Raw genomic sequence first — 25,673 nt, 5'->3', positions numbered from 1 at the left:
CTACGAAGGAAGCCTTAATGGCGTGTTAACCATGCAGCCCCGCGGCATGGTTTCTGCCCGGTAAACGAAAAGGGCCCGGACACGCAGGTCCGGGCCAGGAGCGGCATAGATTTCCTATGGCCGCGACGGGATGTTTGGCGGCGGCCGCTGGGAGCCGCCGCAGGCAGCTTAGGAGTGGTAGGCCGCTTCGCCGTGGGACGAGAGGTCGAGGCCTTCGCGTTCGGATTCGACGGTGACGCGCAGGCCGACGATCATGTCGACGATCTTGTAGAGGATCGCCGAGCCGATGCCGCACCACAGGATGGTGACGATGACGGACTTGATCTGGATCCAGACCTGGCCGCCCATGCCGATGCCTTCCGCGTAGCCGACGCCGCCGAGCGAGGAGGCCGCGAAGATGCCAGAGCCGATGGCGCCGACGATGCCGCCGATGCCATGGACGCCGAAGACGTCTGCGGTGTCGTCATAGCCGAACTTGTTCTTGACGACGGAGACGAAGAAGTAGCAAAGCGCCGAGGCGATCGCGCCGAGGAAGATGGCGCCGATCGGGCCGACGGCACCGGCGGCCGGCGTGACGGCGACGAGGCCGGCGATGACGCCCGATGCCGCACCCAGCATGGAGGCCTTGCCGCGGCCGAAGGTTTCGATCACGCACCAGGCGACGACCGCGCCGGCGGTGGCGGTGAAGGTGTTGATCATCGCAAGGCCGGCAACGCCGTTTGCCGCGGCTGCCGAACCGGCGTTGAAGCCGTACCAGCCGACCCACAGCATGGAAGCGCCGACCATGGTCAACGTCATGGAATGCGGCGCCATCATATCCTTGCCGAAGCCGGTACGCTTGCCGACCATGATCGCGCCGACGAGGCCCGCCACGCCGGCATTGATGTGAACGACGGTGCCGCCCGCAAAGTCGATCGCACCCCAGTCCCACATCAGGGCGCCGTCACCCGACCAGACCATGTGTGCCATCGGGAAGTAGACGAAGGTCACCCACAGGATGCAGAACAGCACGACGGCGGAGAACTTGATGCGCTCGGCGAAGGCGCCGACGATCAGCGCCGGCGTGATGCAGGCAAACGTCATCTGGAAGGCGATGAAGACATATTCCGGGATCGAGCCGGAGACGCTGTCGGCCGTCACGCCGGAAAGGAACAGCTTCTCGAAGCCGCCGATGAAGGTATTAAGGCCGCCACCATTGGAGAAGGCGAGGCTGTAGCCGTAGACCACCCAGACGATCATGATCGCGGCGGAGACGACCAGGCACTGCATGAGGACGGACAGCATGTTCTTGCTGCGCACCAGGCCGCCGTAGAAGAGGGCGAGGCCCGGCAGGATCATGAAGAGGACGAGAACGGTCGAGGTCAGCATCCAGGCGGTATCGCCGGAGTTGATCGCGGCCTCGGCTGCGGCCGGCGCAGCTTCGGTTGCTGCTTCCGTCGCTTCCTGGGCAAGGGCCGTCATCGGCGCCAGCAGGCCTGCCGCGACGGCGCCGACACGGGCGAATGTGTTGAGGATCGAATTAGACGACATGTAAGAATGCTCCCTGATCTGCCGTTTGCTTAGAGCGCTTCGGAATCGGTTTCGCCGGTGCGGATGCGCACGGCATGGTCGATCGAGTAGACAAAGATCTTGCCGTCGCCGATCTGACCGGTCTTGGCGGCGGACGCGATCGCCTCGACGGCCTTGTCGACGACATCGCCAGGCACGGCGATCTCGATCTTCAGTTTCGGCAGGAAGCTGACGGCATATTCGGTGCCGCGGTAGATTTCCGTATGCCCCTTCTGGCGCCCGTACCCCTTCACCTCGGTCACGGTCAGGCCCTGGATGCCGACAGCGGTGAGGGCTTCTCGCACCTCATCGAGTTTGAACGGCTTGATAATGGCCATCACAATTTTCATCTGGTTTCCCATCCTTCGTGCTTGTCCCCAGCCGGGGCCATCTCTCCTCATCGTTGGCGACATCACGTCCACCACGACTGGGAACTACACATTCAAGGGGCGTGCCAGATTCGAACGGATCGGCTAAGCTTCTGAAATAAAAAGGATAAAAATGGCGCTCATGCTGCGGTGCAAAAAATCATCACCGCACATGATCAAAAAATAGGCGACAATAAAATAATGCGTAAAAATTAGACAATTGCCTTTTTCCGAATCAGCCCTTCCTGGGCGACGGAGGCAATGAGGGTGCCGTTGCGGGTGAAAATCGCGCCGCGGGTCATACCGCGCCCGCCAAAGGCCGAAGGGCTGTCCTGGCTGTAGAGCAGCCAGTCGTCGAGAACCGGCGGGCGATGGAACCACATGGCATGGTCGAGGCTCGCGACCTGCAGCGAGCGGTCGAGCACCGAGGTGCCGTGTGCGAAGAGCGAGGTATCGAGCAGCGTCATGTCCGAGAGATAGGCGAGCACGGCGGCCTGCAGGTGACGCTCGGCCGGCACCGGGCCGGTGGTGCGCACCCAGATGTTCTGCCGCGGCTCCAGCTTATCCCCCGAAAAATAATGGGTCAGCGAAACCGGCCGCAGCTCGATCGGCCGCGGGCGCTGCCAGTAGGCGCGGATATGCTCCGGCGCCTCGGTCATGAAGCGCTCCTTAAGCTCGGCCTCGCCGAGCAGGTCCTCCGGCTGCGGCACGTCGGGCATCGGTGTCTGGTGCTCGAAACCGTCCTCCTCGTCCTGGAAGGATGCCGTCATGAAATAGATCGGCTTGTCGTGCTGGATGGCGACGACGCGGCGCGTGGCGAAGGAGCCGCCGTCACGGATGTTCTCCACATCGTAGATGATCGGCACGGAGGGATCGCCCGGCCGCACGAAATAGGCGTGCAGCGAATGCACGAAACGCCCCGCCTTCTCCACCGTCCGGGTCGCCGCGACCAGCGCCTGGCCGATCACCTGCCCGCCGAACACCCGCTGCCAGCCGACCTGCGGGCTCTTGCCGCGGAACAGCCGGCTTTCCAGCCGCTCCAGGTCCAATGTCTCGAGAAGGACATCCATGGCGGGGTTCTTCGCAGGTTGACGCGACATTTGGACGTGGCTCCGACGGTAGGAATACGGTTCCTCCTCCTCTATATAGAGGGGCAGAAGACCTCAAGCGGCCAGGAGTGCACCATGCCCGAAGCAACCATGCTCGACGTTCTTGTCGCCGGCGGTGGTTATGTCGGCCTGTCGCTGGCCGTCGCCATCAAGAAGGCCTCCCCGCACCTCGCCGTCACCGTGGTCGACAGCGCGCCGGAAACGGCCTGGCAGAGGGACGAACGCGCTTTCGCGATCGTGGCAGCCGCCCGCAACCTGCTCGATGTCGTCGGCGTCTGGAATGAGATCGCGCCCGAGGCGGAGCCGATCCGCCGCATGGTCATCACCGATTCGCGCACGGCCGATCCTGTGCGCCCCGTCTTCCTCACCTTCGAGGGCGCCGGCTCCGGTGACGACGGCCAGCCCTTCGCCCACATGGTGCCCAACCGCGCGGTGACGAGCAGCCTGCTGCGCCAGGCCGAGGCGCTCGGCATCCCCGTGCGCTGGGCGACGTCGGCGGAGGGTTTCGTGACCGGCCAGCACGCCACGACGGTCCACCTCTCCGACGGAACCGAAGGCCGGACCCGCCTCCTCGTCGCCTGCGACGGCGTGCGCTCGAAACTGCGCGACATGGCCGGCATAAAGACCGTGCGCTTCGACTACGGCCAGTCCGGCATCGTCACGACGGTGGAGCACGAACGCCCGCATGAAGGCACGGCGGAGGAGCATTTCCTGCCCGCCGGCCCCTTCGCCACCCTGCCGCTGGCCGGCAACCGGTCCTCGCTCGTCTGGACCGAGCGCACGGAGGATGCCCGCCGCCTCGTCGAAAGCGACGACCTCGTCTTCGAGGAGGAGCTGGAGCGCCGCTTCGGCCACAAGCTCGGCGCGCTGAAGGTCGTCGGCGGCCGCCGTGCCTTCCCGCTCGGCCTGACGCTCGCCCGCGCCTTCGTCGCGCCGCGCTTCGCGCTCGCAGGGGACGCCGCGCACGGCATCCACCCGATTTCCGGCCAGGGCCTCAATCTCGGCTTCAAGGACGTGGCGGCGCTTGCCGAAACCATCGTCGAGGCCGACCGCCTCGGCCTCGATATCGGCGCGATCTCCGTGCTCGAACGCTACGAGCGCTGGCGCCGCTTCGACACGGTGCGCATGGGCATCACCACGGATGTGCTGAACCGCCTGTTCTCCAACGATGCGACGCCGCTGCGCGTGCTGCGCGATGTCGGCCTCGGCGTCGTCGATCGCCTGCCGGGGTTGAAGTCCTTCTTCATCCGCCAGGCGGAAGGCACCGCCGGCAGCGGGCATCCGCGCATGCTGGTCGGGCAGCCGATCTGATTGGCAAGGCACGGCGAAGCTGTGCCCCATCCTCGCTCAGCTCAAATGTTTACGCTTTGCAGGCAGGCCGCAGCCTAGTCCTTGATTTCCCGCGCCTCGGAAATCAGCATGATCGGGATGCCGTCGCGGATCGGATAGGCGAGCCTGGCCTTTTCCGAAACGAGTTCGCCCGCGGCCGCGTCATAGGTCAGCCGCCCCTTGGTCAACGGACAGACGAGGAGTTCGAGCAGCTTGGGATCGACGCGGCTGGTGCTGGAGTTCATCACGCCCGCCCTATTGCAGCATTGTGTCGACGTCGCCATAGCCGCGCGCCAGCACGATCTCGGTGATGGCGATCAGTGTTTCCGCCCGCGTCTTGAGATCCGGCGCCTCCAGCAGCGCCTGCTTTTCCGCCGGACCATAGGGCGACATCATCGCCATGGAGTTGACGAGCGTCGCATTGCTGGCACGCTCCACGCTCTCCCAGTCGGCCTCCAGCTTGTTGGCGTCGAGATAGGCCTTGAAGGCGGCGAGCAGCGCCTCGCGGTCGACGCTCTGCTCGTCGTCGCGTGCCGAAAGGTCGGTGATGAAGGGAGCGATGCGGAAACTGCGATAGGACTTGTCGCCACCGATCTCCTCGAGCAGGCGATAGCGGCAGACGCCCGTGAGCGAGACGATATAGCGCCCGTCCCCGGTCTCGGCGAAGGAGGTGATGCGGCCGATGCAGCCGACCTGGCAGAGGGCCGGCGTTTCGGTCGCGGCATCATCCACCCGATCGGCGCCGAAGACGGGTTGCACCATGCCGATCAGCCGGTGCGTGGCGAGCGCATCGTCGAACATGGAAAGGTAGCGCGGCTCGAAGATGTTGAGCGGCAGTTGCCCGCCGGGCAAGAGGAGGGCGCCCGTCAGCGGAAAGACGGGGATGGCCTCAGGCAGGTCCTCCGGCTTCAGATAACGCGCATTTCCCACATGCATGACAGTGCCTTCCCATTGCGCAAGGCGCGGCGATCCGTCTCCCGCCCCGCGTCAACGCGCTTCCCCTCGAATGTGGGGTAGGCGCGGCATTTCTCAAGGGATGCCGCGCCGTTCTCCCGGAAAAAGGCTCAGGAGAACAGGATCGACGACAGCTTGCGCCGCGCGGCGATCGTCGCCGGGTCCTTCGGGCCCCAGACGTCGAAGAACTGCAGAAGCTCGCGGCGCGCGCCATCGTCGTCGAAGGCACGGTCGCGCTTCATGATGAAGAGCAGGTGATCGGCCGCCGCCTGGCGGTCGCCCTCGACATTGCGGATCTTGGCGAGCTTCAGCCGCGCCGCATGATCGTCCGGATCGAGCGCCAGCGCCTGTTCGAGCGCTGCGGGATCGCCGAGCTTGCGCGCCTCCTCGATCTGGTCGAGCTTCTTCAGCACCGCCGCGACGGCCGGGTCGGCCGCGACGGGGCCTTGCAGGTTGCCGAGGATCTGGCGGGCATTTTCCGGCTGGCCGGCGGCGATCATGCATTCGGCAATGCCGGCAAGGGCCTGCGGATTTTCGGGATCGGCCTGCAGCAGCGCGCCGTAGAGGTCGGCCGCCCCGGCAAGGTCGCCGGCATCGAACAGGGTCTTCGCCTCGGCAAGCAGCGCCTCGGTCTCGGCCTTCTCGTCGGCGCCGGCGGGACCTGCGACCTTGTCGATGAAGTCACGGATCTGGCTTTCCGGCACCGCGCCCATGAAGCCGTCGACCGGCCGGCCGCCGACGAAGGCGACGACCGCGGGGATGGACTGGATGCCGAGCTGGCCGGGAATGGAGGGATGGTCGTCGATGTTGAGCTTGACGAGCTTCACGCGGCCCGCGCTTTCACGCACGACCTTCTCGATGATCGGCTGGAGCTGCTTGCAGGGGCCGCACCAGGGCGCCCAGAAATCGACGAGCACGGGCTGCTGGCGCGAGGCCTCCAGCACGTCGCGGGAAAAATTCGCTGTCGTCGTGTCCTTGATGAGATCATCCGCCGGTGCCGCGCCGCCAAAGCTCGCCGAGACGTTCATCTGGCCGCCATAGGACGATGCGTAGGGATTGTCGCCTGCACTCATGGGTCTCTCCTGTGGCGCCAAGCGCCTCGATGTCGTGTCTGTGCCCCAGATCGTATGTCAGGCCGTGACTTTCAAGACAAGCGGCTCGTGGCCGGTCGCCTCGATGAAGCGCAGGAGATCCTTCGAACCGATCGAGGTCGTCGCATCGTTGCGCAGCGGGTGGCCGTTGATCGTATCGAAGGCCATCAGGTCCGAATCGACGATGATCTTCACCTTGCCCGCCGTGTCGTTGATCACCCCGAAGGCGGTGACGGCGCCGGGAATGACCCCGAGATACTCCATCAGCTTCTCCGGCTTGCCGAAGGAGACGCGGCTTGCGGCACCGATGACCGAATGCACGGTCTTCAGGTCCACCGTCGCATGCTCCTCGACGGTTATCAGGAAATAATTGTCCTTCTTGTCCTTCACGAAGAGGTTTTTCGTATGGCCGCCGGGAATCTCGTCGCGCAGCGCCACCGATTCGGCGACGGTGAAGACCGGCGCATGCTCCTTCGTGCTGTGGGCGATGCCCAGATCGTCGAGAAACTGGAAGAGATCCCTGTCGGTCTTCGGCTGCGCTTCGGTCATTTTCCTGCTTGTCCCGGCTCAATTGACGTCCATCCGCTGATAGGGCTTCGACCGCACAAGCGCAACCGCCTGAAAATCCGGGACTTTGAAAGTCTCCGGATTTTTTTCTCCAAAATCTGACATTTCCCTGTTGCATTTGAAAAAGCCTTGGGCCATATACCGCCCGTCGCCGCAACGCAGCGACCTTCGGCCACCGACTACCCCAGGCCGTCGACGATGAGCGGGTGTAGCTCAGGGGTAGAGCACAACCTTGCCAAGGTTGGGGTCGAGCGTTCGAATCGCTTCACCCGCTCCATTCTTCCTAGTGGTTCAAAGCCTCGGTTCGCCGGGGCTTTTGTGCGTTTTGGCGCGGTTGAAATCGCGCTAAGCGGAAACGGCTCAGGAGGGCGCGGTTACCGTCGGGTTACAAGCTTGCGAAAACAAATACGCGGACAATGATGCCCAACGAGGGTTCATTAATGCCGCTTTTTGCCCTTTTTGGATTTGTTAGTTCTCGGCGCGCCACTAAAGGATGTAATTATTGCTTTTCACTCATTGTTTTTCAAACTCGCAACTCTGGAAATTTTGTCTAGGAAATCCAAATCGTCGTTGCGTCCGCGTTTGAACGTCAATGATCGCTCAATTTCGGAGATTAACAAATCGAGCGTCGGAGAGCATTTGGCTACCTCGGTAATTTTAGACAATAGCGCCAATCCAGACATAAAAGGTCCAAGCCCTAGACTAAGAACTGTATCACCAATATCGATACCAGTTTCCAGCCAACTTTGTTGGACACGCTGCCGATCTTTCTTTCCTTGAAACTCATAAAGCTCACGCTGCAATCGCTCGATTTCAGAGTTCCGCTCATCGGTAGGCAAATTTGCTAACCGTCCAATGAGCGACCTGCCCTTCATCCGCGATGAAGTGCTTGTAAATGCATCAATATCTTTGATTGCCGCGTAGCGATTGAAGTCGAAGAGTGGAACTGGTGGAAGGAGTACGTATTTGTTTTCGATCTTTAGCCGTTCATTTTGAGCCCAAACCGCAGCCTTCTTATCGTTAAATGCGCGATAGAAATTTAGTCGGTCACCCATCAGCCGCATTGGCGTAATCCAACTGTTCACATAGTCATCGCCATCGCCGTGCGGAAGATAGGTGGCCCCTAAAGCGTGGGCCATTTGGATATTATGTCCGAAAGCATACGCCTCTACTCTTGGGTTCTTCGTGGTTTCAGAGTTAATTCTTTCCCAAGCCCGTGCAAACAGTTCGCCCTGACCGTAAGGTTCAATGCCAGATGTACCTAAGTTTTGAAAAGAGGCTACCCAAGACCGTCTCGCGAATCTTGGAAATAGAACGGATCGCGCAATATCCGATTTTGAAATATTCAAGTCGTATGCAAGGCGATTAACGGCTTCCCTCATCTCCTTAGCCAGATCGGATCGTGAAAACAGATACGATCTATCCGTTTCAATAATATCGGATAGCACCACTGCTGCAGTTTTACGCCGCCCAAGTACGCCTTGAGAATTACGCTCTCTCGCCTCTTCAAGCAGACGGGTGTCGCATCTTTCTTCTGGTTGGGATGTTACAAATCGTATGCGATCCCGTTCCACAAGATAGAGAATATCCTCTTTTGTAATCCTTTGCCTGTCCCAGAAAATTTCAAGTCCGTCAGGAATGTTTTCGATTGGTGGTTCTAAGTAAATCGTATCGAAAGCCAGTAATGCTTGTCTGATATCAATCCCAGGCATTGATGCCTGTATATAACAAGCTGCACCAGTAAAATTCTTTGAAAGCAGTGCCTCCTTGGGTAAATTACCCCTTACAACATCATCAGCAGAATTATACCACCATTCCTCCTCGTCTCTTACGAAACTCGGAAGAGTGTCACGTAATTTAATCGGTCGATTTTTTAGTAAATCTCCCTGATACGATGACGCTGATGAGCCATATTTTTCTCTACGCGTAGTTCAATTCTCCGAAGATCAATATGCCGATCCAAAAAATCGTACACTCTTCCGCGCAACGGCTCTGGCATTTCCGCTTCAAACCAAAACTCTAACACCCCGTCATCTCGAATTTCTGAACCTGTCAAGCTGGGTGCATCCGGAAAAATCGCTTGAAGTGCCATCTCAAAATCTTGGCCTGTTAAAATTAATCCTTCAAAATCAAATATTAGATTGTCATCGGAAATCGCTGGTACAAGCTCTGCTCCACTCGGCCTATGGTTAGAGAACTCGATCCGCATTGAAGCAGGTGTGACGCGGTTATCGAATTCGCGCTTGTATTCCGTTTCGCTCAGCTGCTCGGCTAGCGCAAAAATTACATGATAGTGAGGATCGACTTCATAAATTTCAGTTTGAACATGCGGATTGGCCGCCCGCACCATTACATCGACACGACGTGCTGAAGAGCGCTGCGATTTAGGTAATTTTGTCATGCGTCACAGATGGAAAATGTAGCTTTATGTATAGCAACCGGGTTTCCGAAATTTGCTTCGTTGAGATGCGCTGCCGTTGTGTCAGCCGCCAGCGCAATCAGAGCTTACTGTCAGTCGGATCGGGAGGAAATGCCCAGTGTGATAATTCAGCACCCATAACCTGTCAGTCCGCTGGCAGCCCAAAAATAGACTACAAGCTATCTTTCGCCCGCTTTATCAAATCACACGCATCGATACCTATCGCATGGCAAACCGTCACGAACTCTGCCGCATCGAGTCTGCGCTCTCCAAGTTCATACTTAGATACAAAGGTTTGCCGTTGCCCCAACCGTACTCCGATCTCCACTTGCGTGAGTCCGGCGTCTTTACGGGCTGCAACGAGCAGATCGATCATATGGCGGTAAAGATCGGAGCGAATCGAGGACAAGAGAAAGCGCCAGTTCAAGGACCCGCGCTTTAATAAGACCCGATTTTAGAGTACCCCAAATTAGGGTATTCGAGGATACTGCTCCCCAGGGCATGATTCGGAGGGGAGCGTGAAAGACCAATACGTCGGGGACATCAACGATTATCGGAAGTATGCGCTGCTGCGGGCGCTGTCGTCGGGCGGCGCAAACCACATCGGCGTCTGCTGGATGCTGACGCTCTCAGACGGCAGATCGGACGGCAACAAGCTGACCTATTTGCAGCAGCCTGAGCGTCACCGCCACGTCGACCCGGAGCTGTTCGACATCTTGGCGCATGCCGCCTCCGCACCGGAACGCCGCCGCTTGGCGACCATCGAGGACAGCGGGGCCATTCCGGGCGCGCTCTACCACAATGACCTGCTGCCCGACGAACTTGCTGGCCGCCACGCTTTCATGGGCCGCTGCGCCTACGCATTCCGTGACGCTGACCTGATCTTTTTTGATCCGGATAACGGTCTGGAGGTGGCGCTGCCAAAGGGACGAAAGAACTCCTCCAAATACCTCTACCTCGATGAAGTGGCCGCGTTTTACGCCTCCGGCAAGTCCCTGCTCATCTACCAACACTTTCCCCGCGTCGAGCGTGCCGTATTCCTGGCTCGCTGCGCCGAGCGTCTGCGTGTCGCCGCACCCGGCGCATCGTTGTGGGCATTCACAACGGCGCACGTGGTCTTCCTGCTGCTGCTACACCCCGCCAGTTCTACCCGCCTGCATTCCGCCGCAGACGCTGCGTGCTCCCGTTGGACGCCGGAGTTCATATCCGGGAAGTTCTTAGGGATCGAACCTGCGACCCCATAATTGACGGCGATTTTGCGCCGTGTTTTTTGGAAAGTTTTCTATTTCAATAGGATAGCTCAGATGAAGAAGACTACCCTCGCCACCGCTTTGCTCGCCCTGCCGCTCGTTACCGCCTGCGCGCCAGTGGAAACCAAGACCAGTCTGATGACGCCCGCCGGAAACCAAATCCGCTCGGCCGGTCCTGGCGACGTCGTGATGTCGTTCCAGTCCCGCAAGGCCCTGCCCAACGTCGTTGGTGGTGCCGATATCTTTGGCCGCACCACAAACGCGGGCGGCACGACGGTTCGATTCGTCGGCACGCAGGGCTCTCGCGCCGTGTTCGAAAGGACCGACGTGACCGTTGAGAGCAACGCCACGACGATGAGCGAAAGCCCCATGATCATTCCGCAGTCCACGACCACCACCGTGCAGGGCACAATCGGCCGGACCGACGTGTACGGAACGGCGCGGTCGACCTCCTACCAGTACATTCCGCCGCGCGGCTCGTCACAATACGCGACGGCGCAGCGGCCCATCGCTATCACGCTCGGAAGCGGCCAGAGCGTCACGATCCAGGGCAGGACGCTGCGCGTCGTCAGCGTCTCGGCGAACGCGCTGAAATACGTGGTGGAATAGTCTCGCGGAAGGGTATGTGGGGTACGGGTTTGCCGGACCCCGCAAGGCCTTCCGGGTCCCATCGGTTGCGGCCTTGGAATTGCGATGGGGGGAGGGGTTGAGCCAAGGGGCCGGAAAGTCGACGGCAATCATCTGGCCCAATAATGCAAGGTCAAGCGGCGAGGGCGTCGATGTTTTCCGCCGCTTCGGTGTCCACGATAACAAAGTCCATGGACTGGCAGACGCCGAATACAAGAATAGATCGCTCGATGTCGGCGGCTTCGATAAGTGTCAATGCCGCCGCCTCGGCGAGCGTCATGATTCGGCCCTCACCCGTCGCGTTGTCGATGACCAGAAGGTAGTCCATAGGCATTCTCCCCTTTGGGAGAAGTAAAACACGCCGGGAATCCCGGCACAATTTATCCCATGATTACAGTTGGATACGAAGCGGCCTCCGGCAGCAGCGCCACCGGAGGCCGTCAGGGGTGCAGGCTAGGCTAGGGGCGTCAGGCCGGTCCGGCGCTGCCGCGTACGGCCTCCCGTGGCACGTAGGCCCGCTCCAGTGCAGCCACGGCAGCAGCGCCGCCGCGTACGGCCTGGGTGTAGTGGCCAAGCGTCACGGTCGGATTGGCATGGCCGGCGATCTGCGCGACGAGGCCCACCTCAATGCCCTGCGCCTGAAGCGTTGAGATGAACGAATGTCGCGCGGAATGCGGCGTCACATACGGAAGGCGGAGCTTCTTGAAGGCTGGAGCCCAATAACGCTTGCGGAAGTTTTGGTAGAGCAGCGGCCCGCCGCCGCCGATGCGCAGCTTCGGCCATTCCTGAAGCCGACCGGGACCAGGAAAGACCCGGTGCAGCTCCTTGCCCTTCCTCGGGCAACGGAGCCGCCATTCAAGCAGCATCTCGCGCAGCGTCGTGCCCATGGGAATGTCGCGCGTTCCGGCCTCCGTCTTGGTCATCTCGGTCAGCGAGCCATCGCGCTCCTGAATGCGGCGGATGCGGATGATGTTCTTGTCGAAGTCGACCTCGCTCCAAAGCAGACCAAGCTGCTCGGACGGCCGCGTGCCGGCGAGGAAGGGAAAAGCGTAATAGATGCCGTGTTCGGCGTCCATCTTGGCGGCGGCGACGAGCTTGGCGATGTCTTCCGGCGTCAGGATGGCCTTCTTCGGCTTGTGACGAGCCCGCGTGAGGCCGGTCGGCATGGACGGCGCGCGGATGCCGAAGTCCTCTTCAGCCAAGGCTAGGATGGACTTGAGGTGCGACTTTGCCCGGTTGGCGGTGTAGTTGCCGCATTGCTCGACAATGGTCCGATGCCAGATTCGAATGCCGGCCGTCGTCAGCTCGGTGAGCTTGATGTCGCCCAGGAGCTTGAGGAAGCGCGCGCCCTTCGGCGCGACGCCGCTCTCGGTGTAATCGGCCCGTTCCTGACGGGTGCCGATAAGCAGCGGGCCACGGATCGCGCCGTTCGCCACGACCTTATAGCCCTTCAGAGTGGAGGCTTTGACCTGCCCTTCCTTGTTGGCGAGCCAGTGGTCAAGAGCCTTGGCGACGGTCGGGGCCGTCCGCTCATCGACGTAGGAGCCTTCGGCGACTTGCACCAGTAGGGCATTCCGGAAAGCCTCCGCGTCCTTCTTCTTGTTGAAGGCGCGGCGGCGACGCTTGCCGGATTTGGGGTCGCGATACTCGCAGTACCATTGCGGATAGGCGGCCATGGTGCCGTTGCTCAGCTTGCGGCGGCGTGTTGTGGAGGTGATGGAGATATTGAAACTGTCTTTCATGGTGTTCTCGCTGCTAAATGAAAAAATGGCGAGGAAAACACGGCGGCTGTAACCCGCACAATGAATCGTCAATTGTGCCCGGAAGCCCGCTCTGCGGCCCGGATTTGTAACCAGCCACGTAACCTTGCCATGTGTTTGGAGGGTGAGGCCCCGACGAGACGGGGCCTCAAAATGGTGCGGATTCCCCGGTCATCCGGGTTGAAATCGCCGTCGCGGGGACCGTTGGTGGTGAAGTGTCGCAGTAGCATTCCAACGGCCGACCCCACGGCCAGACGCTCCTCGGGCGGGACGGACGGACGCCCATGGGGCACCAGTATAGGGGGCCGTGCAGCAGGCACGCGCCTACCCTCCCCCTCCTATAGTGTGTAGGTGTCCGTCCGTCCGGCCGCATCAAATGGTCCCCGCGCCGAGGGACAGCGGCTCGGCAGGCAGGTAGGAGAGCGGCATTCCTATCGCCCGCTTCTTGCCCAGCACCTTGAACTGCACCGGGTTAGGCGGGATGAAAGCGTCCTCCAACTTGCGCAGGGCTCGTTCCCATGCTTTCTGCGCCCACGGCGTGCCCCGGAACACTTCCTCCATCGCCGGTGCGCCGTTGGCGACGTAGAAGCCTGCGGCCTCGCCCTCCGCGTTTACCCGCATGCCGTAGTTCGCAACGATCCGCTCGGCATTGGCAAAATCGTTGCCGCGACCGCTTTGCTCGTCGCGGAGGCTGGCGAGCCAATGCCCGAGGGGATAACCGTCCACGACATGGGACAGGAGGTGGTCAAGGCATTCCTGCGCGTCGTCGCGGTGGACTTCAAGGGCGTGTCGCTCAATTGCAGGGGCGTATTCAGAGGCGAGCGTCTGCGCTTCCTCGTCGGTGGGAACCCTGCCGTTCAGTGCAACGAAACCCGCTCCAATTAGGATGCTCATGTTCTGGCGATGCCGGCGATCCCCGTTCAGGTGAATATCGACGGCATCGGCGGCCGGTTGCACGAGATGGGCGAGGCCGATCATGTGAGAGCACCATGCCGAGCCGGTGGTGCGGAAATATGCCTCGTCCTCGGCGATGCGCTTTGCCACTTCCCGGTCGTTCTCGTGCATCAGCAACTCGAACATGGAGATGCGCGACTGGTCGGCCGGGGACATGCCGCGCGGGTTGATGGCGCTGAACAGGAAGGTGGTCCGCAGGCTGAAGCTCATCGCCTTGCCCTCGGGCGTTCCCTTGAGCACCGGCGTATCTGCCGACGAAGCACTACGGGCAAGCCGGAGGATGTTGCGCAGTGTCGAACCGTTCTGGTCGTCGCTCTCAAACTCATCCAGCAGGATCGGCAGACTATCGGGACCGAGGGTCTGGCGGATGCCTGCCTCGGTGCTTTGACCATCGGCCGACACTACAATCGGGCTCAGGACGACAGAGGCAACCGTGTGGATGGTGGTCTTGCCCGAGCGGGCCGGCCCATAAACGAAGGCATGAGGTCGCCACACCAGCGCGCCGCAAATCGGTGCCATCGCAAGCCAGCCAAACAATAGGCCGGCATCCTGCGGGTTTCGCCAATTGTAGAGCTTAAGGTGGTCCCGGAGACGCTTAGCGTCAAAGCTCGGCCCGTCATCCAGTACGATGCCTTCAAAGCAGAGGTAAAGAAACTTCGAACTCTCTACAGGCTGGCCGAGATTGACGATAACCTTGCCGTTCTCAAGCCAAATGCCCCGACCACGGATGCGCTGGGGATTGAACGGTCCTGCGCGACGGCAGGCTTTCATGAGGGCTTCACCGGCAGCCCTGAAATTACTCGATCCGGGTTTCCTCCCCGGAAACCGTTGACGCCAGAAGCCGGATTCGGCCAACCCGAGCAGGTATTGTTCCGCAAGGAGCTGCTGTGCCGATGCCAGTATGACGATCTTCCGTACCGGGTCGAGCAGAGCGAAATGGCCTTCCTTCGTGAAACCAAGCGGCCTCGGGCCGAAGGGGCCGGGATCATAGCCGTAGCCGAGCTGAACGGGCGAGGTGATCGTTCCGCGATGCGGGCAAGCCTCACAGAATTGCTCGTTGCCGAGTTCCGAATGCACTGCCTCACAGGTCCGGGGGCCAGCTTCCGTCCGGGCACGTTCAAGCTTCTTGCGAGCCTCGCGCCCGTCGTAGCCGGGATGGCGTGCGCTGTAGTCGTGGAAAATCCGTTCCCCGTCCTTACAGCGAGCCGTGATCGAAGCCGTCGCGTACCAGTTCGGCTCGTCCGCCGCCGCCGCACCATCGCCCGTGTAATAGCCATACCAAGGGCAATCGTGGGCGATCATGTCGTGGTCTGCAAGACGCGTGGCGACCTGCTTCGGTGCCGGGGCGTCCTCGGGCGGCACGGCCCGCTCCAGCGCGGCAAGATCAAGACGGCTTTCCGGGTTGAACGCGATAACCTCAACCGGCTTCGGCGTGCCTGACTTGTGGTTGAACGACATCGGAACGCGGAAAACCCTCGCGAGATCGAACACGTTATCGATCTCGTAGCCTGCCGCCTTGAAATGGTCCATCAACCGCCGGCCGAACTGTCTCAGGATCGCTTGCGCCCTACGACGATCCTCCCGGTTGCCGATCACGAACACCTTGTCGAAGGCGTAGACGACATGGAGGCCGTTGCCGCTATGTTGAATGAAGAACGGCTTCTCCGGGAACGTGTTGATCAACGCCAGAGCGGTCTCCGCGTCCGGAGGATACTTCTTTTCGCTGTTCTTTGCCGATGCGAAATCGATGTCGGCGACGATGCCGGGAAGCGTGATCGCCGTATCGTTGGATCCACGGGCACTGGAATCGAGATCGTGGGGCTGCGTGCTCAGCCCGACATAGAGATCCTCGGCATGCCGCTTTCGTGCGACATCCTCACCAAGCCGGTCGATGTCATCGGCCGTGTAGGAAAGGGTCTTCTTGGTCGTCTTGCTCCAGATTTTGAGGGCACCCGCGAAGCGGGCACCCCAAAGAGCGACGATGAAGGCAATAAGGGAGAAGTTCATTCGACGCCTCCCTTACGGCAGGAGTCGATGTACGCCACCACCTCGGACAGCTTTACGAGGCGGCGGCTGTTGTACGGCTGGTAGTGAGGGATGAGGCCGGCTTTAACAGCGCGGCGAATGTGCCATTCTTTGGCACCGACCATCTCAGCCGCGTTTTTGATGTTAACACACTTCTCGGGAGATTTTTCCATTTTCTCTCTCCTTGGAGCGGAGAGAGCCACGGAACCTTAGGTCGCGCAGTGCATCTCCGCCCCGTTATCAATTGGGGTGAAAATGCAACCGCCAGCCTTACGGTCCGAGAGGTCTTTGATGTGGCCTATCAAGGTCAGCCACGCAGCACAGTGCGCCCCCTCAACAGAATATTTCGGCTTAGCCAACTTGCGCATCAGCCGTATAGTCTGGAGGACCGCGGTTACAAAGGCAGCTTGACTGCGCGCGGTGCACCACTTGGGTTAGTTGCCCCCTTAGGCTAGTCTTTTCACAACTGAGCGTCCATATTTTTCTTGTTCACGGTTTGTGGTCAGTCTGAACTGCCGTGAGAGCAGTCCAGTATCGCGCGGGGCCAAGCAAGGTGTCTGTCCATCAGACGCCCATGCATGTAGCTGCGCCTACTGTGAAAGGCAGAGGCATGAGCGTACAGCAGCGCATGGGGAGGCATCCGGGCACGCAAAACGGTCGCGCGTCCGCGTAGCTGCGCCCCCACGAAAAACTGGGGCACGGGCGTTCGTGATGCATGGCGGGCACGGAGGCACAGAACTTGGGACGGCTATGAGGCCGGAACCGTAAAGGCAGCTTTTGGTTGACACCGAGCGGACAGCTGTCGATCGTTCGATCTCCGTCCAAAGGCCTTCACTCAACAGACGGCAAAAAACGGAGACTAAATCGGCGGTGGCTTGACCCATTCTTGCGAAACCACCTGGTTATTGCGATAAGTCCGGTGGGGGAAGTATGGACAAGCGAGCACTAACCGAACGCGACATCTGCACGAAGTTCATCCTGCCGGCCATCAAGCGCGCCGGCTGGGATGAAATGGTGCAGGTTCGGGAGGAGGTCTTTTTCACCAAGGGCCGGATCATTGTGCGCGGCAAGCTGGTGACGCGCGGTAAGGCCAAGAAGGCCGACTTCGTTCTCTATTACAAGCCGAATATCCCGGTCGCGCTGATCGAGGCCAAGGACAACAATCATTCGGTTGGCCACGGCATCCAGCAGGGCCTCGACTACGCGGCAACGCTCAACATCCCCTTTGTGTTTTCCTCGAACGGCGACGGCTTCGTATTCCACGACCGCACCGGGCGCAGTGTTCCGATCGAAACAAACCTCGGCCTCGACGCCTTCCCGTCGCCTGTCGATCTATGGACGCGCTATCGCGCCTGGAAGGGCCTCGACGCGCAAGCCGAGCAGATGGTGCTTGAGGACTATTTCGACGACGGCAGCGGCAAGACCCCGCGCTATTATCAGGTGAACGCCGTCAATGCCGCAATCGAGGCCATCGCCAAGGGCCGCGACCGCGTGCTGTTGGTGATGGCGACCGGCACCGGCAAGACTTACACAGCGTTCCAGATCATCTGGCGGCTGTGGAAGGCGGGCCGTAAGAAGCGCATCCTGTTCCTCGCCGATCGAAACGTGCTGATCGACCAGACAATGATCAACGATTTCCGCCCGTTCGGTGCGGCTATGGCGAAACTTTCGACCAACGCCAAGACCATCGAGCGGCAGGACGGCAGCAAGGTTGACCTAACCCTAGCACTCGATCAAAAGCGGCGCATCGACACTGCCTTCGAGGTTTATCTCGGGCTCTATCAGGCGATCACCGGCCCGGAGGAACGGCAGAAGCTCTACAAGGAGTTCTCGCCCGGCTTCTTCGACCTGATCGTCATCGATGAGTGCCATCGCGGCAGTGCTGCCGAGGATTCCGCCTGGCGTGAAATCCTCACGCATTTTTCCCGCGCCACGCAGATCGGCCTCACCGCCACGCCGAAGGAAACCGAATACGTCTCCAACACCGACTATTTCGGCGAGCCGGTTTTCACCTATTCGCTGAAGCAGGGGATCAGCGACGGCTTCCTTGCGCCCTATAAGGTGGTGAAGGTTCACATCGACCGCGACGTAGAAGGCTATCGGCCGGAACTCGGCCAGCTCGACCGCGACGGCAACGAGGTCGAGGACCGCATCTACAACGCCAAGGACTTCGACCGGAACCTCGTGCTCGACGACCGCACGGTGCTCACCGCGAAGAAGATCACCGAGTTCCTGAAGGAAAGTGGCGACCGCTTCCAGAAAACCATCGTGTTCTGCGTCGATGAGGAACACGCCGCTCGGATGCGGCACGCGCTCGTCAACGAAAACGCCGATCTGGTCGCCGAAAACCAGCGTTACGTCATGCGCATCACCGGCAGCGACAAGGAAGGCCAGGACCAACTCGGCAACTTCATCGACCCGGAATCGAAATATCCCGTGCTGGTGACGACCTCGCGCCTCCTTTCAACAGGCGTCGATGCGCAGACCTGCCGGCTGATCGTGCTCGACCGCGCGGTGGGCTCGATGACCGAATTCAAGCAGATCGTCGGGCGCGGCACCCGCGTTCACGAGGACAGCAAGAAATTCTACTTCACGTTGATCGACTTTCGCGGCGCGACCAGCCATTTCGCCGACCCGGATTTCGACGGTGATCCCGTGCAGGTTTACGAACCCGCCGAAGACGATCCAGTCACGCCGCCCGATGGTTTCGAGGAGGACGAGCAAGCGACGTTCGAGCCGCCACCAGGCGAAACTATTGTCGATCAGCCGGGCCTGCCTTTGCCGACGGGCGGGCCGATCCGAAAGATTTATGTCGATGGCGTCGGTGCCCGTATCCTGGCCGAGCGCGTCGAATATCTCGACGAGAACGGCAAGCTCGTCACCGAAAGCCTGCGGGATTTCACCAAGACGGCGCTGAGGAAGCGCTTCGCCAGTCTCGACGACTTCTTGAAGCGCTGGAAATCGGCCGAGCGCAAGCAGGCGATCATCGAGGAGCTGGAGGCCGAGGGCCTGGCGCTCGACGCCGTGGCGGACGAACTCGGCAAGAATCTCGATCCCTTCGATCTGATCTGCCACGTCGCCTTCGACAAGAAGCCGCTTACCCGCCGCGAGCGGGCCGAGAACGTCAGGAAGCGTGACGTGTTCACCAAATATGGGCCGCAGGCCCGTGCCGTGCTCGATGCGCTTCTGGAGAAATACCTCGACGAGGGCGTGCTCAACCTCGACGACGCCAACGTGCTAAAAGTGACGCCCTTCACTGCGATGGGCAGCGTCGTGCAACTCATCAAGGCGTTCGGCGGCAAGGCGGGTTTCGAAAAAGCCGTCCACGAGATGCAGGATGAGCTCTATCAGGAGACCGCCTGATGCCGCTGCAAATCGGCGACGATGTCTATGTGCGGCGTTCGCTGCTCGGGCTGAAAGATGACGATATCTCGCCGTTCTATCGCACGACTGTTCGAGCTAGGACGAATCGATCGGTTCAAGTCGACCAACCGGGTGGCGGGCTCTCCGAGCTGATCGCTACCTCGAAGGTCGCTACAAGCTTCGGCGTTTTGATAGTCCGGATTGGCGACTTCAACGAAGACGGACTTTTGGACCCGCTTGCCAAATCCGTGCTGCACTATTGCAGGATGCTGCTACCGGGAGATTCGGTTCGCCTTATCGAACTCCGCACCGAAGCGGAACTTATGACTTTGTGGGGAACACTTCACGGCATGTGCGAACAGGTAGTGCTCGTTGGACACGGTGACCCGGGGGGCTTCTTGTTCGGCAATGACAATGTTGCACCCGCGCGGTTGGCTGAAATCTTTAGTGCTCCTAACCCAAAGGCGAAGGAATTCATCAGCCTAGGTTGTCAAACAGGGAAAGCGGAGTTTGGCAAGGTATTTTCGGCATCGCCGTGCGCGTCCGAATTTATTGCGCCATTCCACTCTGTGCATGGATGCGTCGCGTCCTTATTCACGCAAACGTACCTGAGCGAACGTCTCCTCGCCTCGTACTCCACCAAAGTAGCCTTCAACCATGCCCGTGACGACCTCCTAGGCGCGGTCAGTTTTAGGCTTTGGCGGAATGGAAATCTTGAAGCAGGTCCAAAATCATGATCGTCCGAACAACCGTAAAATCCATTCAGGACATCATGCGCCAGGATTCTGGGGTCGATGGCGATGCGCAGCGCATCAGCCAGTTGTGCTGGATGTTTTTCCTCAAGATCATCGACGATCAGGATCAGGAACTTGAACTGACGAGGAGCGGCTATCGCTCGCCGATTCCGGAGAAATTCCAGTGGCGGAGTTGGGCAGCGGACCCCGAAGGCATGACTGGCGACGCGCTATTGGCCTTCGTAAACGGGGAGTTGTTTCCTGCACTGAAAAGCCTTCAGCTGACCGGGCAACCAGGCGACCGCCGCCGTGTGGTGCGCGACCTATTCGAGGACGCCTTCAACTACATGAAGTCAGGGCACCTGATCCGCCAAGTCATCAACAAGATCGACGAAATCGACTTCAATAACCTCGACGAACGCCGGCACTTCGGTGAGTTCTATGAGCAACTGCTCAACAGTCTGCAGTCGGCCGGCAACGCGGGCGAGTTCTATACGCCGCGCGCCGTGACCGCCTTTATGGTCGATCGCATCGATCCGCATCCGGGCGAAATCCTGTTCGATCCCGCCTGCGGCACGGGCGGCTTTCTGTCCTGCGCAATCAATCACATGGAGGCGAACTACGTCCGCACGCCGAAACAACGCGAGTCGATGCAGGGCGCTCTGCGCGCCGTGGAGAAGAAGCAGCTTCCCCACATGCTGTGCGTCACCAACATGCTGCTGCACGGCATCGAGGACCCGAGCTTCGTGCGCCACGACAATACGCTGGCCCGGCCGCTGATTTCATGGAGCAAGGATGAGCGCGTCGATATCGTCGTCACCAATCCACCCTTCGGTGGTAAGGAGGAAGATGGCATCGAGAACAATTTCCCGACCTTCCGCACCAAGGAAACCGCCGACCTGTTCCTGGCGCTGATCGTTCGCCTGCTCAAAACCGATGGGCGCGCCGCCGTGGTGTTGCCGGACGGCACGCTGTTCGGCGAAGGCATCAAAACGCGGCTCAAGGAACATTTGATGGAGGAGTGCAACCTCCACACCGTCGTTCGCCTGCCCAATTCCGTGTTCAAGCCCTATGCCTCGATCGGCACCAACCTGCTTTTCTTCGAGAAGGGCGCGCCGACCAAGGACATCTGGTTCTATGAGCATCGCGTGCCCGAGGGCCAGAAAGCCTATTCCATGACCAAGCCGATCCGGCTGGAGCATTTCCAGGGCTGCATCGACTGGTGGGGCGGCAAGGAGCGCAAGGGCCGCGAGGAGACCCCGCAGGCGTGGCGCGTCACCATCGAGGAGGTGAAGGCGCGCGGCTACAATCTCGACATCAAGAATCCGCACAGCGTTGCAGACGATCACGGCGACCCGGAAACGCTGCTGGCCGACCTTGCCCGCGCCGAGGCCGAGACGGCAGGCTATCGCGACCAGTTGAAGGCGATCCTGGCTGAGGCACTGGCCTGATGAACACCGAACACCTGCTGGCACATTACGAGAAAATCGCCGACGCGCCCGACGCGATTGCCCGCCTGCGCCGCTTCATTCTCGATCTGGCCGTGCGCGGCAAGCTCGTGCCGCAGGACGCGGGCGACGAACCGACGTCGGAGCTGCTGACGCAGATCGCGAAGGAGAAGGCGCGGCTGGTGAAGGCGGGGGAGATTAGGAAAGACAAGCCGCTTCCACCCGTGGATGAAGAGGCGGATTTCGATGTGCCGCCGACCTGGCAGTGGACGCGGCTTGGCGTCGTCACTTCTTACATTCAGCGGGGAAGGTCGCCCAAGTATGCGGCGTCGGACGGCTCCCTCGTTGTCTCGCAGAAGTGCGTTCAGTGGCGCGGGCTTGATCTGGCGGTGGCGAAGCAAATCACATCTGAATCATTGGCCGATTACGAGGATGTACGCTTCCTCCGCGATGGTGATCTGTTGTGGAACTCGACGGGAACGGGGACGATCGGACGCGTCATCCGTCTTGTCAATCCACCCGCGAAGCTCGTTTGCGATAGCCACGTCACGGTTGTTCGGTGCTTGGAAGTCGATCCCGAATACATTCGCACTTGGCTTCGATCTGATCACGTTTATTCGCTGATAGAAGATCGCGCTGCCGGTTCAACAAACCAGGTTGAGCTAACCGCGCAGATGGCAATCAATCAGGTTGTTCCCCTCCCACCGCTCGCCGAGCAGCACCGCATCGTCGCCAAGGTCGATGAATTGATGGGCCTGTGCGACAGGCTGGAGGCGGCGCGGGCGCGCCGCGAGGCGGTGCGCGACCGGCTGGCGGCGGCGAGCCTCGCCCGCCTCAACGCGCCCGATCCCGAAACCTTTCAGGCCGACGCCCGCTTCGCCCTCCAAGCGCTCACCGCCGTCACCACGCGCCCCGACCAAATCAAGGCTCTGCGCCAGACCATCCTCAACCTCGCTGTGCGCGGCAAACTCGTGCCGCAGGACGCAAATGACGAACCGGCGTCGGACCTGCTGAAGCGGATCGCGACGGAGAAGGCGCAGGGAGTAAAGGAAGGGAAGGCAAGGCGGCAAGACTCATTGCCGAAAATCGACCTTGAACAGGCGCCATTTGAACTGCCCTCTGGATGGACGTGGGGCCGCTTTCCCGAGGTTGGCACGTTTGGCCGAGGTAAATCGAAACACCGACCGCGTAATGATCCCGCGCTGTTTAACGGCGGTGAACACCTGATGATTCAGACAGGCGATGTTGCCCGATCACAAGGTGTCATAGAGACCTATACGAACAAGTATAACGACTTCGGGCTATCCCAGAGTTTCAAATGGCCGAAGGGTACGCTTTGCATCACGATTGCCGCGAACATTGCGGATAGCGGGATATTGAGCTTCGACGCTTGTTTCCCTGATAGCGTAGTCGGGTTCATTCCAGCGTCCATGTTCGAGAACGCGAGGTATTTTGAATATTTCGTTCGAACCGCAAAAGCGAACCTTCTGGAGTTCGCGCCAGCGACGGCACAGAAGAACATCAACCTCGAAATTCTGACGCAGGTTCTTATTCCCCTCCCGCCGCTCGCCGAGCAGCATCGCATTGTCACCAAGGTCGATGCGCTGATGGCGCTGTGCGACCGGCTGGAGGCTAGCCTCACCGCCACCGCCGCCACCCACCGCCGCTTGCTTGATGCGCTGCTCGCCGAGGCGCTGGCACCGACTGATGCGAGACCTTCCGACGTCAGCGACCGACAAACCGTCGCCTCGGCTGATGATGACCCGGAGAAGGTCATTTTCGCAGAGAGGTCAGCCTATATCCTGTCGCTTGCGTATGTACGTCACCGCTTTGCCCGGAGGGAACGAACGTTCGGGCATGTCAAAGCCCAGAAGATTCTCCATCTCGTGGAAGCAGAGGCGGGGTTCGATCTTGGCCGCGCACCAATGCGCGATGCTGCTGGCCCGAATGACTTCAAACATATGCTTGCCGTAGAGCAGTGGGCCCGCGAACATGAACGCTTCGTATTCGAAAACAACGGCGCTGGCTATGTGCTTCGACAGCTCTCCGATTTTGATAAGTCGCTGGCGACGGAGCATGGTCCTGAACCATCCGCGCGGGCGATTGCCACCAGACTTATTGACCTTTTTGTTCCGATGGACACGAGGCAGGCAGAGATATTTGCGACAGTCTATTCCGCTTGGAACAATCTGCTGATTGAAGGCCAGGCCCCGACTGACACAGAGATCGTATGGGCAGCGCGCGACGGCTGGCACCCTGACAAGCTAAAGTTGCCAGCTCGCGATTTTTTTTCCGCCCTCGCCAAGCTTAGGCTGGAGGGGATAGTTCCTAAAGGTACGGGCAAATTCGTTCATGGCCCGCTTCAGAAAGACCTGTTCAACTAAGCCAGTTGGGAGATTCTGGAATGGCGCTCAACGTCTCCCAAGCGGAAGCGATACTCAAGTCAAAGTTTGGCGAACCGGCCAAGCCGCCCACCGACTATGTGGTCGGGTTCAAGACGCCAGCAGGCAAGGTTCTCGCTATTCATCGCGAGGCCACCGAGACGCGCATCTGGTTCCAGCCGCCGCCACCGCCGCCCCTCGACGGCGTACGCCTGATGGACAACGCTTCGAATGGCAATTCGAACATCAACGGGCCACTTCTGCCGCTTCGCGCGCCGACAACGCTGCGCGTCGAAGTCGATAGTCCCGGCGCGCTGAACAGGTTTCTGGGCTGGTATGCCGATCCCGGTAGCGCGCCCCGCGCCATCACCGGCGCTGCCGCCATTGATCCGCGCGCTTTCCGCGAAGCCTTCGCGCGCTTCCAGGCGCTCATCACGGCAAGGTCCGGCCATGCCTTCAACAGCTTCCACGAAGGGCTTGCCGCCGCCTGGGAGAACTATAAGCCGCGTCTACGCGACCATGCGCTTGGCCTGCTTCGCATCCACGACTGGTCGGAAGCCGAAATTGGTTCGGGAACGATCCTGAACCGAATGATCGAAGCTATCGAAATTCAGGACAGCCGGAGTAACCTCACCAACAACCTCGTGTTCTGGCAGAACCGTTACGGCCATGCCAACCGGGATCACCGAGCTTTGCTGGAGGCTGCGTCGAACCCCAAGCTGCGTCGCGAACTTGAGGGGTTTCTGTTTGGCCTCTTTCACGGCGGCGCCGATGAGGGCTCAACGTTCGATCGTTTGAGCGAGTTAACCGGCGGCAAGTATCCGCTCCTTGCGTATTTCTATTTCCTAAAGGACATGGATCGGTTCATGCCGATCCAGCCGACCGGCTTCGACCGCGCCTTTCGTGCGCTAGGCATCGATTTCTCTACACTGCGCCAATGTAGTTGGAAGAATTATTCGACCTACAATCAGACCCTCGCCGCATTGCGTCCGCTGATCGAAGCGTCCATCGGCCTGAATAACATTCGCCTTGTCGATGCTCATTCCTTCTGCTGGATTTTCACGACGCTAATGAAGCTCGAAGCGGAAGGCGTAATTTCCAACCCTGCGAATCGAAGCAGCGATGGAAGGATTGTCGGGGGATGGGAGCGCTCTATCATCGAGATGAGAATGTCGATCCTTAACACCGTGCGCAACTCCAACGGACAGATTGTCGAGCGTGTAGTAAAGGACAAGCAATTGCTGATGGACGCTTCTAAACTTGATGAACTTATCAGGTCGAGGCTGGAGCTTCAGCAGGGCAAGTGCAACTTGACCGGCCTTACAATGCACGCACACGGATCGGACGCCGACCCTAACCTGCTTCCCTCAGCGGACCGGATTGATAGCAGTCGACATTACGAGATCGACAACATTCAGGTTGTTTGCCGATTTATCAATTTCTGGAAAGGTGCCAGCGATAATGCCGAGTTTGAAAGGCTTCTGATGATGGTGCGCGGGGTGGACCAATAGGGACTTGTGCCGGCTCAGAAGCCTTCACGACGCTGGCCCTCGGCACTGACCGGCGCAGGTAGTGCTGGGGAGTATAGCCGGGATGTCCGCTTTCAGGACGCGTTCCAATCCTTTCGAATATCCGCGATGAGGACGTGTCCCGAATGCGGCCCCGCTATTTCTAGCGAGGCCGCTAGGTTCAAAGTTCGGCAGCGTTTCGTCATGGAGATGAAGTACCAGAAGCTCTCCGCAGAGA

At 60.1% G+C, this 25,673-nt stretch carries 22 protein-coding genes and 1 tRNA gene; 9 read left to right on the top strand and 14 right to left on the bottom strand.

Annotated elements, in window-relative coordinates; genetic code table 11:
- Positions 1-168: 168 nt before the first annotated feature.
- From MUU56_RS21255 to tesB, 3 genes are all read right to left on the bottom strand, one after another.
- A complete protein-coding gene (locus tag MUU56_RS21255; protein WP_244769278.1) occupies positions 169-1,530 on the bottom strand; it encodes an ammonium transporter in 1,362 nt (453 codons plus the stop codon).
- Positions 1,531-1,559: 29 nt separating this feature from the next.
- Positions 1,560-1,910 carry a P-II family nitrogen regulator gene (locus tag MUU56_RS21250; protein ID WP_064331794.1) on the bottom strand — a complete coding sequence of 117 codons (351 nt, stop codon included), beginning with the start codon at positions 1,908-1,910 and terminating at the stop codon, positions 1,560-1,562.
- A 218-nt stretch (positions 1,911-2,128) separates the two neighbouring features.
- Positions 2,129-3,016: an acyl-CoA thioesterase II gene (gene tesB / locus MUU56_RS21245; RefSeq protein WP_244769277.1), complete on the bottom strand. Its 888-nt coding sequence runs from the start codon at positions 3,014-3,016 to the stop codon at positions 2,129-2,131.
- A 99-nt stretch (positions 3,017-3,115) separates the two neighbouring features.
- Between tesB and MUU56_RS21240 the strand changes: the two genes are divergently transcribed.
- A complete protein-coding gene (locus MUU56_RS21240; RefSeq protein ID WP_244769421.1) occupies positions 3,116-4,336 on the top strand; it encodes a ubiquinone biosynthesis hydroxylase in 1,221 nt (406 codons plus the stop codon).
- A gap of 74 nt (positions 4,337-4,410) precedes the next feature.
- On the opposite strand, the gene MUU56_RS21235 is transcribed toward MUU56_RS21240, so the two are convergent.
- The 4 genes from MUU56_RS21235 to MUU56_RS21220 form a co-directional block, all read right to left on the bottom strand.
- Positions 4,411-4,599, bottom strand: coding sequence for a Trm112 family protein (locus MUU56_RS21235; RefSeq protein WP_064331796.1), 189 nt, complete (start codon positions 4,597-4,599; stop codon positions 4,411-4,413).
- Positions 4,600-4,609: 10 nt separating this feature from the next.
- On the bottom strand, positions 4,610-5,290 hold the full coding sequence (locus tag MUU56_RS21230; RefSeq protein WP_244769276.1) for an LON peptidase substrate-binding domain-containing protein: 681 nt from the start codon (positions 5,288-5,290) through the stop codon (positions 4,610-4,612).
- A 128-nt stretch (positions 5,291-5,418) separates the two neighbouring features.
- The gene (gene trxA / locus MUU56_RS21225) at positions 5,419-6,381 is read right to left on the bottom strand and encodes a thioredoxin (protein ID WP_244769275.1); all 963 of its coding nucleotides are present in this window, start codon (positions 6,379-6,381) and stop codon (positions 5,419-5,421) included.
- A 57-nt stretch (positions 6,382-6,438) separates the two neighbouring features.
- Positions 6,439-6,948: a prolyl-tRNA synthetase associated domain-containing protein gene (locus tag MUU56_RS21220; RefSeq protein WP_244769274.1), complete on the bottom strand. Its 510-nt coding sequence runs from the start codon at positions 6,946-6,948 to the stop codon at positions 6,439-6,441.
- Between the two features lie 220 nt (positions 6,949-7,168).
- Here MUU56_RS21220 and MUU56_RS21215 point away from each other — a divergent pair.
- A tRNA-Gly gene (locus MUU56_RS21215) sits at positions 7,169-7,243 on the top strand.
- A 232-nt stretch (positions 7,244-7,475) separates the two neighbouring features.
- Here MUU56_RS21215 and MUU56_RS21210 read toward each other — a convergent pair.
- The 3 genes from MUU56_RS21210 to MUU56_RS21200 all read right to left on the bottom strand — a co-directional run bounded on the left by MUU56_RS21210 (position 7,476) and on the right by MUU56_RS21200 (position 9,761).
- On the bottom strand, positions 7,476-8,678 hold the full coding sequence (locus tag MUU56_RS21210; protein ID WP_244769273.1) for a hypothetical protein: 1,203 nt from the start codon (positions 8,676-8,678) through the stop codon (positions 7,476-7,478).
- A 161-nt stretch (positions 8,679-8,839) separates the two neighbouring features.
- Positions 8,840-9,367, bottom strand: a complete 528-nt coding sequence (locus tag MUU56_RS21205) for a hypothetical protein (protein WP_244769272.1) — start codon at positions 9,365-9,367, stop codon at positions 8,840-8,842.
- Positions 9,368-9,557: 190 nt separating this feature from the next.
- Entirely contained in the window at positions 9,558-9,761 is a 204-nt protein-coding gene (locus tag MUU56_RS21200) for a helix-turn-helix domain-containing protein (protein ID WP_244769271.1), read from the bottom strand.
- Positions 9,762-9,903: 142 nt separating this feature from the next.
- Between MUU56_RS21200 and MUU56_RS21195 the strand changes: the two genes are divergently transcribed.
- Positions 9,904-10,629, top strand: a complete 726-nt coding sequence (locus MUU56_RS21195; protein ID WP_244769270.1) for a hypothetical protein — start codon at positions 9,904-9,906, stop codon at positions 10,627-10,629.
- A gap of 60 nt (positions 10,630-10,689) precedes the next feature.
- Positions 10,690-11,244, top strand: coding sequence for a hypothetical protein (locus MUU56_RS21190; protein WP_244769269.1), 555 nt, complete (start codon positions 10,690-10,692; stop codon positions 11,242-11,244).
- Positions 11,245-11,395: 151 nt separating this feature from the next.
- On the opposite strand, the gene MUU56_RS21185 is transcribed toward MUU56_RS21190, so the two are convergent.
- The 4 genes from MUU56_RS21185 to MUU56_RS21170 all read right to left on the bottom strand — a co-directional run bounded on the left by MUU56_RS21185 (position 11,396) and on the right by MUU56_RS21170 (position 16,174).
- Positions 11,396-11,590 (bottom strand): hypothetical protein, encoded by a 195-nt coding sequence (locus tag MUU56_RS21185; protein ID WP_244769268.1) that lies wholly within the window; start codon positions 11,588-11,590, stop codon positions 11,396-11,398.
- Positions 11,591-11,729: 139 nt separating this feature from the next.
- Complete coding sequence (locus MUU56_RS21180; RefSeq protein WP_244769267.1) at positions 11,730-13,004, bottom strand: tyrosine-type recombinase/integrase; 1,275 nt, start codon at positions 13,002-13,004, stop codon at positions 11,730-11,732.
- 390 nt (positions 13,005-13,394) lie between these two features.
- Positions 13,395-15,983, bottom strand: coding sequence for a hypothetical protein (locus tag MUU56_RS21175; RefSeq protein WP_244769266.1), 2,589 nt, complete (start codon positions 15,981-15,983; stop codon positions 13,395-13,397).
- Positions 15,980-16,174, bottom strand: a complete 195-nt coding sequence (locus tag MUU56_RS21170; protein WP_244769265.1) for a helix-turn-helix transcriptional regulator — start codon at positions 16,172-16,174, stop codon at positions 15,980-15,982. The genes MUU56_RS21175 and MUU56_RS21170 overlap by 4 nt, the downstream gene beginning before the upstream one ends.
- 757 nt (positions 16,175-16,931) lie before the next feature.
- Here MUU56_RS21170 and hsdR point away from each other — a divergent pair.
- Genes hsdR through MUU56_RS21145 form a run of 5 tightly spaced genes read left to right on the top strand, consistent with a single transcriptional unit; the run spans position 16,932 to position 25,438 of the window.
- Positions 16,932-19,364: an EcoAI/FtnUII family type I restriction enzme subunit R gene (hsdR, locus tag MUU56_RS21165; RefSeq protein ID WP_244769264.1), complete on the top strand. Its 2,433-nt coding sequence runs from the start codon at positions 16,932-16,934 to the stop codon at positions 19,362-19,364.
- Positions 19,364-20,101 carry a hypothetical protein gene (locus MUU56_RS21160; RefSeq protein WP_244769263.1) on the top strand — a complete coding sequence of 246 codons (738 nt, stop codon included), beginning with the start codon at positions 19,364-19,366 and terminating at the stop codon, positions 20,099-20,101. The genes hsdR and MUU56_RS21160 overlap by 1 nt, the downstream gene beginning before the upstream one ends.
- Entirely contained in the window at positions 20,098-21,549 is a 1,452-nt protein-coding gene (locus MUU56_RS21155) for a type I restriction-modification system subunit M (protein ID WP_244769262.1), read from the top strand. The genes MUU56_RS21160 and MUU56_RS21155 overlap by 4 nt, the downstream gene beginning before the upstream one ends.
- Positions 21,549-23,930 carry a restriction endonuclease subunit S gene (locus MUU56_RS21150; RefSeq protein ID WP_244769261.1) on the top strand — a complete coding sequence of 794 codons (2,382 nt, stop codon included), beginning with the start codon at positions 21,549-21,551 and terminating at the stop codon, positions 23,928-23,930. Before MUU56_RS21155 ends, MUU56_RS21150 begins: the two co-directional genes overlap by 1 nt.
- Positions 23,931-23,950: 20 nt before the next feature.
- Positions 23,951-25,438 carry a hypothetical protein gene (locus MUU56_RS21145; protein ID WP_244769260.1) on the top strand — a complete coding sequence of 496 codons (1,488 nt, stop codon included), beginning with the start codon at positions 23,951-23,953 and terminating at the stop codon, positions 25,436-25,438.
- The last annotated feature ends 235 nt before the right edge of the window (positions 25,439-25,673 follow it).

This window comes from Shinella yambaruensis (assembly GCF_022899355.1).
GTDB lineage: Bacteria > Pseudomonadota > Alphaproteobacteria > Rhizobiales > Rhizobiaceae > Shinella > Shinella yambaruensis.
This window is presented reverse-complemented; position numbering and strand designations above follow the sequence as displayed.

What these genes read in the sequence shown, in the direction of transcription:
- MUU56_RS21160 (WP_244769263.1), top strand. Translation starts at nt 19,364, where the DNA reads ATGCCGCTGCAAATCGGCGACGATGTCTATGTGCGGCGTTCGCTGCTC.
- MUU56_RS21205 (WP_244769272.1), bottom strand. Translation starts at nt 9,367, where the DNA reads ATGACAAAATTACCTAAATCGCAGCGCTCTTCAGCACGTCGTGTCGAT.
- MUU56_RS21170 (WP_244769265.1), bottom strand. Translation starts at nt 16,174, where the DNA reads ATGGAAAAATCTCCCGAGAAGTGTGTTAACATCAAAAACGCGGCTGAG.
- MUU56_RS21150 (WP_244769261.1), top strand. Translation starts at nt 21,549, where the DNA reads ATGAACACCGAACACCTGCTGGCACATTACGAGAAAATCGCCGACGCG.
- MUU56_RS21185 (WP_244769268.1), bottom strand. Translation starts at nt 11,590, where the DNA reads ATGGACTACCTTCTGGTCATCGACAACGCGACGGGTGAGGGCCGAATC.
- trxA (WP_244769275.1), bottom strand. Translation starts at nt 6,381, where the DNA reads ATGAGTGCAGGCGACAATCCCTACGCATCGTCCTATGGCGGCCAGATG.
- MUU56_RS21210 (WP_244769273.1), bottom strand. Translation starts at nt 8,678, where the DNA reads ATGCCTGGGATTGATATCAGACAAGCATTACTGGCTTTCGATACGATT.
- MUU56_RS21220 (WP_244769274.1), bottom strand. Translation starts at nt 6,948, where the DNA reads ATGACCGAAGCGCAGCCGAAGACCGACAGGGATCTCTTCCAGTTTCTC.
- MUU56_RS21230 (WP_244769276.1), bottom strand. Translation starts at nt 5,290, where the DNA reads ATGCATGTGGGAAATGCGCGTTATCTGAAGCCGGAGGACCTGCCTGAG.
- MUU56_RS21175 (WP_244769266.1), bottom strand. Translation starts at nt 15,983, where the DNA reads ATGAACTTCTCCCTTATTGCCTTCATCGTCGCTCTTTGGGGTGCCCGC.
- tesB (WP_244769277.1), bottom strand. Translation starts at nt 3,016, where the DNA reads ATGTCGCGTCAACCTGCGAAGAACCCCGCCATGGATGTCCTTCTCGAG.
- MUU56_RS21255 (WP_244769278.1), bottom strand. Translation starts at nt 1,530, where the DNA reads ATGTCGTCTAATTCGATCCTCAACACATTCGCCCGTGTCGGCGCCGTC.
- MUU56_RS21145 (WP_244769260.1), top strand. Translation starts at nt 23,951, where the DNA reads ATGGCGCTCAACGTCTCCCAAGCGGAAGCGATACTCAAGTCAAAGTTT.
- hsdR (WP_244769264.1), top strand. Translation starts at nt 16,932, where the DNA reads ATGGACAAGCGAGCACTAACCGAACGCGACATCTGCACGAAGTTCATC.
- MUU56_RS21180 (WP_244769267.1), bottom strand. Translation starts at nt 13,004, where the DNA reads ATGAAAGACAGTTTCAATATCTCCATCACCTCCACAACACGCCGCCGC.
- MUU56_RS21155 (WP_244769262.1), top strand. Translation starts at nt 20,098, where the DNA reads ATGATCGTCCGAACAACCGTAAAATCCATTCAGGACATCATGCGCCAG.
- MUU56_RS21200 (WP_244769271.1), bottom strand. Translation starts at nt 9,761, where the DNA reads ATGATCGATCTGCTCGTTGCAGCCCGTAAAGACGCCGGACTCACGCAA.
- MUU56_RS21250 (WP_064331794.1), bottom strand. Translation starts at nt 1,910, where the DNA reads ATGGGAAACCAGATGAAAATTGTGATGGCCATTATCAAGCCGTTCAAA.
- MUU56_RS21235 (WP_064331796.1), bottom strand. Translation starts at nt 4,599, where the DNA reads ATGAACTCCAGCACCAGCCGCGTCGATCCCAAGCTGCTCGAACTCCTC.
- MUU56_RS21240 (WP_244769421.1), top strand. Translation starts at nt 3,116, where the DNA reads ATGCTCGACGTTCTTGTCGCCGGCGGTGGTTATGTCGGCCTGTCGCTG.
- MUU56_RS21190 (WP_244769269.1), top strand. Translation starts at nt 10,690, where the DNA reads ATGAAGAAGACTACCCTCGCCACCGCTTTGCTCGCCCTGCCGCTCGTT.